The sequence below is a fragment of the Porphyromonas sp. HMSC077F02 genome, from assembly GCF_001815465.1.
Lineage (GTDB): Bacteria > Bacteroidota > Bacteroidia > Bacteroidales > Porphyromonadaceae > Porphyromonas_A > Porphyromonas_A somerae.
This window is the reverse complement of record NZ_KV820675.1, coordinates 60,315-68,260: the sequence shown is the minus strand read 5'-3', so window position 1 is coordinate 68,260 and position 7,946 is coordinate 60,315. Positions and strand designations below refer to the sequence as shown.

Annotated in this window: 7 protein-coding genes; 1 reads left to right on the top strand and 6 read right to left on the bottom strand. The window is 46.4% G+C overall.

The genetic code is table 11. The features are described from left to right. Positions 1-537: 537 nt before the first annotated feature. The 5 genes from megL to HMPREF3027_RS05915 form a co-directional block, all read right to left on the bottom strand. Positions 538-1,740 carry a methionine gamma-lyase gene (gene megL, locus HMPREF3027_RS05935; RefSeq protein ID WP_070707624.1) on the bottom strand — a complete coding sequence of 401 codons (1,203 nt, stop codon included), beginning with the start codon at positions 1,738-1,740 and terminating at the stop codon, positions 538-540. 433 nt (positions 1,741-2,173) lie between these two features. Beyond that, the gene (locus tag HMPREF3027_RS05930; protein WP_018028134.1) at positions 2,174-2,809 is read right to left on the bottom strand and encodes a DUF4294 domain-containing protein; all 636 of its coding nucleotides are present in this window, start codon (positions 2,807-2,809) and stop codon (positions 2,174-2,176) included. Positions 2,810-2,987: 178 nt separating this feature from the next. Further along, positions 2,988-3,599, bottom strand: coding sequence for a nitroreductase family protein (locus HMPREF3027_RS05925; RefSeq protein ID WP_070707623.1), 612 nt, complete (start codon positions 3,597-3,599; stop codon positions 2,988-2,990). 116 nt (positions 3,600-3,715) lie between these two features. Beyond that, positions 3,716-5,344, bottom strand: a complete 1,629-nt coding sequence (locus HMPREF3027_RS05920) for a fumarate hydratase (RefSeq protein ID WP_070707622.1) — start codon at positions 5,342-5,344, stop codon at positions 3,716-3,718. A 30-nt stretch (positions 5,345-5,374) separates the two neighbouring features. Continuing rightward, complete coding sequence (locus tag HMPREF3027_RS05915; RefSeq protein WP_070707621.1) at positions 5,375-5,695, bottom strand: DUF4298 domain-containing protein; 321 nt, start codon at positions 5,693-5,695, stop codon at positions 5,375-5,377. Positions 5,696-5,875: 180 nt separating this feature from the next. Between HMPREF3027_RS05915 and HMPREF3027_RS05910 the strand changes: the two genes are divergently transcribed. Next, positions 5,876-7,273, top strand: coding sequence for a trigger factor (locus HMPREF3027_RS05910; protein WP_018028130.1), 1,398 nt, complete (start codon positions 5,876-5,878; stop codon positions 7,271-7,273). Positions 7,274-7,371: 98 nt separating this feature from the next. Here the strand turns inward: HMPREF3027_RS05910 and HMPREF3027_RS05905 are convergent, their stop codons facing one another. Beyond that, complete coding sequence (locus HMPREF3027_RS05905; RefSeq protein ID WP_070707620.1) at positions 7,372-7,878, bottom strand: YbjN domain-containing protein; 507 nt, start codon at positions 7,876-7,878, stop codon at positions 7,372-7,374. Positions 7,879-7,946 lie beyond the last annotated feature (68 nt).

Sequence of the window (7,946 nt, the reverse complement as noted above, 5' to 3'; positions counted from 1 at the left end):
TGGGTTAATAGGCCATGGAAGCCCTTCGGGCTTCTATCATCACTCCTCTTAAAAGGCTCTGAAATAGATATTTAGCAGGACATCCATAGCACTTATTAAAACCACTGAAAATCATTGACTTCTAAAAGTCATTCGGTGTTTTTGTGGTGGCAGGTAAGAAAGTACACGAGGAGAAAAATAGAGACTTTTACACGAAGGTTTACACCCTAGTTAGTAGAGCAAAAGTTTAGTTGCAACTATGCATTTGCTTTGTTGCATCTCGGCATTTGCTTAGTTGCAACTCGCCGATCGCTTAGTTGCAACTCATTTTTCTCTTTTATATAGTATTGAATATCAGTTTGTTATAAATGGGCTTTTTGGGCCACTACTTTCTCCTATTTTATAGGGTCATTAACTTATGCATTTACACCTAATGCGTAACCCCTGGGAGGGTTTGCGAGTAATGAGTAAATTATACAACCCCTTGTGGGTCAGACAAGCTCAACTTGTCCGATCCACAAGGGGTTATACATACAGTTCGGGCCTTATCAGTCCAAATTAGAGTTGGTCGAGTGCTTGCTTAAGGTCGGCAATGATATCCTCAACAGACTCTAGACCTACGGAAAGTCGAACAAGTCCTTGCGAGATTCCAGCTGCGGCACACTCCTCCTCGGTGTAGGGTGAGTGAGTCATACTGGCAGGGTGCTGAATAAGTGTCTCAGTATCTCCTAGGCTCACTGCAATAGAGCAGAGTTGGCATGAATTGATCAGCTTTTGTCCAGCTGGTTTGCCCCCTTTGACTTCAAAAGAGATCATTCCACCAGGGAGACGCATATATTTATCGGCAATCGCCTTGTACTTAAAACTGGCTAGACCAGGATACTGAACGCTCTCCACCTTGGGGTGTGCTTCCAAAAACTCCGCCACCTTCTGCGCATTACTAGAGTGGCGATCCATACGGAGGGAAAGGGTCTTCATACCTCGCTCAATGAGGAACGCCTCAAGTGGGCCTAGGCAGGCGCCTGTGAGGTCCTTCACTCCTAGCAACCTTACTTGGGTGATATACTCTGCGCTTCCCACTACAAATCCGGCAATCACATCACCGTGGCCATTGAGGTACTTAGTGGCAGAGTGAACCACCACATCTACTCCATACTCAATGGGTCGGCAAAGGTAAGGGGTACAATAGGTATTATCGGCCACCACGGTGATCCCTTCATGCTCGTGGGCAATCTTTGCGATCTGCTCAATATCCACCATATCCATAGTAGGATTGGCTGGGCTTTCAAAGTAAACCACCTTGGTATTGGGTCGGATCGCCTTCCGAAGCTCCTCGGGATTGGTCATATCCACAAAGGTCACCTCAATACCATAACGACTGAGACCGTGAGAGAAGTAGGCATAAGTACAACCATAGAGCGTCTTGTGCGCCACCATATGATCCCCCTGCTGAAGCAGTACCCAAAGGGCGGAGGTAATAGCACCCATTCCCGAAGCACAGGAAATGGCAGCCTCGGCTCCTTCCAAAAGGGCGAGCTTCTCCTCCACTCTAGTGCAAGTAGGATTGCCCAATCGGCTATAGATGTAGCCAGGCTCCTCAAGAGCAAAGCGAGCACCACCCTGCTCAGCACTATCAAAAACGTAGGTGGAAGTTTGGTAAATAGGAGTAGCGAGCGTGCCGAATGGATTTTTCTGAGGCACCCCATGAATAGCTTTGGTATCAAAGCCGTAGGCGGTAGTTTTTTGGTCTTTTTGATTCATAAGTTAGTACATTATTATAGGTTTTGAATTGTGTTCCCACAAATGTACTAAAAAATAGCCACCATACCACCATAACGAAAGGTAGTCACAAGAGGGGTTACGCATTAGGAGAGACTTACTACGAGACATTCATCAGAGAGTCAATGGGTAAGGGGACCTCCGCGAGGAGGTCCGATTTGTCGTAGCCCCCTAGTCGGAGGGGCGTTAGCCCCGAACGACTGGGGGTAAATAAGATGACCAAAATCCACGACCCCTTGCGGGTCGGACAACCTATTCCAAGATTATTGCAATCTCCTAGGCTCTGTTGTCCGACCCGCAAGGGGTCAAATATTTACGTGAACTATTGCCTACCCCAGTCGTTCGGGCTACGCCCTCCGACACATGGGAGCTACAACAAATCGGACCTCTCCGAGGTTCTTCATGGTAAGGCTTATTAGATATAGCCACGCTCAACCATCACACAGACCCGCTCAATTAGGGCATCTTTGCCTTCGGGATCGTAGTCGGTCTTGAGGGAGGCACCGAAGGCTCCCGCCATGGTGTTCCAAAATCCTGCGGAAAAGCGACCTAGGTAGGCATCAATTAGTCCATAACTACTAGACCCTGTTTCTCGCCCTATCAGCTTGATCAGCAACTTTCCTTGATTGAGCGTCAGCTTCTTCAGTTGGGGTGTAAACTCCTTGAGGAGGTCCTTCTCCATCTGCTTGATATGCCTTCGCTTCTCTCGTTCTGTTGGTAGCGTTTCGAGATAGTCATAGGTCTCCATCAACGTAGCTGAGACCAGTTTGGCATAGGGGAGCGCTTTCTTTACATCACGTACCAACCGCCGATAGGCAAGCTGCTGCTCACGTGTATTTAGTCTGAGTGGCTTGAATATATGCACTACCGGCAGAGCGAAATTGGCAATAGTATCCCCCTCAAATATTGTAGCAGGGACTAAATAGCCCTCGGCCAATGGAGGTGGGATCTTGTCATCCTGAGCGAAAATTGAGAGACGCCCCCCCACAAGGAACCACAATAATAGTGGCACCTTGAACCGACTAAGTGTATGTATCATTTTGCCCAACATAATACGCTCTCTTTTTTTAATGCACACAAAGGTAATCTAAAAAGCAAGATACACTACCTATAAATAGGGCTCTTAGCTTTATTTATTACACATTAAGCATTTCTTAACCATAAAAATCCCCCTCACATCTATAAATTAGTGTGAGGGGGCTCATCAATTGGGTGCCAATTAATAGAAACTAGTCAAGCACCTTGAGCAATTGCTCCACAGGCAACTTTTCCTTGGTTCCTGGCTCATCTAGTGATTTACCAAAAGGCATTTGGGCTACTAGACGCCAGTTCTGAGGGGCTCCTACCTGATTGCGAATGGCATCATCGTCCATCCCGATATAGTGCTGAAGGCTAGCGCCAAATCCAAGTCCTACCAATCCTAGCCACACAGCCAATTGGTGCGACCCTTGCACCTGCTCTGCCCACTTAGGAAAGTTGTGGGCATAGAGTGGAAACTGCTTCATTAGTTGCTGGGTAGTCTCCTCTTCATCAAAGAAAAGGACGGTCCCTACTCCACTCATAAAAGCGGTATGGATCTTATCACGGGTACCACTATTATAAGCCTCCTCGCCAATATTCTGAATCAATACCTTCTCTATCAGCTGCCAGTGCTGCTTGTGAGCCTCACCAGTAAGTAGCACCATTCGGACGCCTTGCGAATTGAAGTGAGAAGGAACGAGTGCCAAAACCTCCTTGAGCATCTGCTCCACCTCAGCTTGTGGCGACACCCACTCACTAGCCAATTGGTAGTGGCTATGGCGTTGATTCAATAATCTCTTTACGTTATCCAAATTATTCATTCTATTTATTCTTATCATTAAAAAGATCCAACCTCAGTACGGGGCACTTGTTGGACATAACAAAACAAGGGAGAGGGGTGGCAAAGTGCACCTCTCTCCCTTATGCTTTTAAGTAATTACTTCCTAGGCTTCAATTGCTTAAAGAAGTCATTGCCCTTATTATCAACCAAGATAAAGGCTGGGAAGTCCTCTACTTCAATCTTCCAAATCGCCTCCATTCCTAGCTCAGGGTACTCTAGCACCTCTACCTTTTTGATGCTATTCTGTGCCAAGATAGCAGCTGGACCTCCGATACTTCCGAGGTAGAAGCCTCCATACTTGTGACACGCATCGGTCACCTGCTGGCTACGATTACCCTTGGCAATCATAATCATACTACCGCCGTGGCTCTGGAAGAGATCCACATAAGGATCCATACGACCGGCAGTGGTAGGGCCAAATGAACCTGAGGCCATACCCTTAGGGGTTTTGGCAGGACCAGCGTAGTAGATAGGGTGATCCTTGATATACTGTGGCAAGCCCTCTCCCTTATCTATACGCTCTTTGAGCTTGGCGTGTGCAATATCGCGACCTACGATAATCGTACCGCTCAGTGATAGGCGGGTAGAGACAGGATACTGATCGAGCTGAGCCAATATCTCGCTCATAGGTCTATTGAGATCCACTTTGACCGATTCGCCCTCAAAGCCCTCACGATACTCCTCTGGGATGAGGCTAGCAGGGTTGGTCTCTAGTTTTTCAATCCAAATTCCCTCCTTATTGATCTTCGCCTTGATATTGCGGTCGGCCGAACAACTTACACCCATTCCAACTGGCACAGAGGCACCATGTCGGGGCAACCTAACGACACGCACGTCGTGAGCAAAGTACTTACCACCAAACTGAGCTCCAAGGCCAATCTTATGTGCCTCCTCCAGCAGCAGTTGCTCCAGCTCTAGGTCGCGGAAAGCTCTACCATACTCATTACCTGTCGTTGGCAACTCATCGTAGTACTTGGTACTTGCTAGCTTCACCGTCTTAAGGTTGGTCTCGGCCGAAGTGCCACCGATCACAAAGGCGAGATGGTATGGAGGACAAGCAGCTGTACCGAGAGTCTTCATCTTCTCCACCAAGAAAGGCACCAGTGTCTCGGGATTAAGGATCGCCTTAGTCTCCTGGTAGAGATAGGTCTTATTGGCCGATCCCCCACCCTTTGCAACACAGAGGAACTTGTACTCATCGCCTTCCACAGCGAGTAGGTCGATCTGTGCTGGGAGGTTGGTCTTTGTATTCACCTCCTCATACATACTCAATGGAGCATTCTGAGAGTACCTCAGATTGTCTTCCGTATAAGTATCGTGGATACCGTGAGAGATCGCCTCCTCATCGGTAAAGTCGGTCCACACCCTTTGCCCCTTTTTACCCAATACGATCGCAGTACCAGTATCCTGGCAGAAGGGAAGCAGTCCCTTGGCACTTACCTCGGCATTTCTCAAAAAAGTAAGGGCAACGAACTTATCATTGTCAGACGACTCTGGGTCGGTAAGTACCTTCTGCACCATACGCTGATGATCGGGGCGGAGGTAGAAACTAACATCGTGAAAAGCCTGCCGCGCCATCTGGCGGATGCCTTCGTACTCCACCTTGAGGATGCTTTTACCCTCAAACTCAGCCGTACTTACATATTTATCGGTCAGTAAATAATATTCTGTCTTCTCCTTACCAAGTGGGAACATTTCCTGATAATGAAACTCTTTCTCTGCCATACTTCTTCTCAATTAGTTATATATTTTAAATTATTGCTCATCTTCTCTATACAGCTCTAGCTTCATCGCTGCATCAATCAGCTCCAATGCTAGAAAGTGATTGGAGCCCATCACATCGTAAATCCAATCTTCGGAGAGGACCCCCTGTGGCAAGTCACTAGGGAGCTTACCCTGATTGCTCAGCTCCACATCATCTCTCCACTCCTGACTGTAGTAATATTTGTGTACCTCCTGAAAGGCGGTTCGAGCTTTACGCCACTCCTCCAAAGTTGCTTGCAAAGCCTCATTAGCCGCATTCATACGATTGGTAGCCTCTTCCATTTGGGCAACCCTATTTATCACCTCTTTCATAAGCCTTGTATATTTAATCCCTCCCTATTCTACTCATCAAAGATACCAAAAGTTAGGTAATCACTTATAGTTATAGATAAAATAGGAGGGTACAGCATCAGTATGTGACGAAAAAGAGGTATATTTGCCGATAATTGTTTGGAGAATAAATAATCAACTATATAACAAGACTAAGGAGTAATGAATATCTCAATAGTAGAGCAAAAGGAGGGATTTGTAAGACTTCAAGTAGATGTTGAGAAAGACAACTACCAAGAGGCCTATAAGAAAGAGCTAAAGAAGGTAGCTCAGGGTGCCAATATCAAAGGCTTTAGAGCTGGTAAGGCACCTGTGGGGATGATTGAGAAGATGTTTGGCGAAGGAGTTCGCTTGGAAGCAATCAACCACCTTGTAGGTGACCTAGTAGATGGCTTCATCAAGGAAAAGGAGTTCAAGGTTATTGGTTGGGCGATTCCTGAGGAGAGCAATACCGAGGAGATGACCAAGGATGATATGACGCTCTACTTCAAGCTAGCTCTTTATCCAAGTGAGTACGATTTTAATTTCGACGATAAGACTTTCACTAAGTACGAGGTAACTATTACCGACGAAGAGGTAGCAACGAGGTTGGAGGAGATGCAGAAAGCCAATGCCGACCTCCAAGAGACCGATACCGTAGTGGCCGATGCCATTGTAGGTGGTGATATCGCAGAGATCGAGGGTGACACGCGCAAGGAGGGTGGTATCCTCAAGGAGAATGTAACCATCTATCCTCAGTTCATGAAGGACGAAGAGGAGCAAAAGAAGTTCATTGATGCAGGCAAGGGCTCTGTAGTGGTATTCAACCCCTACAAGGCATTCGAGGGCAATGCAGCTGAGCTCACTAGCCTACTCGGCATAGAGAAGGATCATGTTGAGGAGCTGAAGGATAAGGAGTTTAGCTTCCAAATTGAGACCATTCGCCACATGGTACCAGCAGAACTAGATCAGAAGTTCTTCGACACCGTCTTCGGTGAGGACCAGGTACACAATGAGGAGGAGGCCAAGACCAAGCTAAAGGAGTTTATGCAAAGCTCTGAGAATGGCAATGCTGAGTACAAGTTCACACAAGACTTTATGGAGTATGTGAAGGAGGAGAAAGCACCAAAGCTACAGCTAGCCGACGACCTGATCGTAGAGTGGTACACCGACAACCTCAAGAGAAACGACGAGGAGGAGAAAGCCGAAAAGGTAGATAAGGAGGCTCTTATCTCTAGCCTGAAGCGCGAAATGTACGTGAGAGAGCTCGCCAATCGTGAAGAGCTAAAGGTTAGCGACGAGGATATCAAGGGCTTTGCTTATGAGATGATCCGTAGCCAGTTTGCCCAGATGGGTTGGCACAATCCCGATCACGAGATCGTAGCTAAGTACGCTGAGCAACAACTAAGCGATAGCAACTTCGCCTACTCTATTGAGATGAACATTCTAGAGCAGAAGGTAGGTAAAGCGATGCTCGATAAGGTAAAGCTAGAGACTAAGCAGGTAAATGCAGAGGAGCTGCATGAGATTCTCAATCCTAAGCAGGAGGAGGAGACAGCAACTGCCGAAGAGGAGAAGTAATTCCTCACAAGCGATTTCATAATAGCGGGGTCGACTATTTAGATAGTCGACCCCGCTATTTTATACTAGAGGCTATACTCTAAAGAGTATGAGCTCGATTACTTGGATTGATTTGTCTTTTCCTTGCTATACTTGTCGTAAGCTTGCGCCAAAATCACCCCACTCTCTGAAAGATGCTCCAAATAAAGGTCATAGGTTTTTTCGAACTCTGCTACGGTAGCATCATAAGATTCTATAGTAATCCAGAGTAAATCTTTATCTACGATAGAGCACTTGATACAGCGATTGTCTCGATTAGTCTCATTCATAGCTTTTAGCATCGCAACTTGGTCTGTATCCTCGTCCATTCCTAAATAATAGGTAAACTGCACATAAAAAGGAGCCTCATCATCTACAACTATAACAAAATAAGTGCTTCCCTCCTTCTTAAATTCAATGTCGCCATCTTCATCAATAGATGGGACATATCCCTCCAGCTTCAGAAAATTCGCAATGGAATCTCTAAATGCCACATTGTCAGCCGAACGCTGTACAGGTGGCTCCTGAGCAAAGCAGCTCAATGCTGACAAAGCAAAGGCAACGAATAAAATAAACTTCTTATACATAAACAAGTAATTAAATGTTGATAAATCTATCGCAAAGGTAATAAAAAAAGAAATTGAGTGTATTAGGT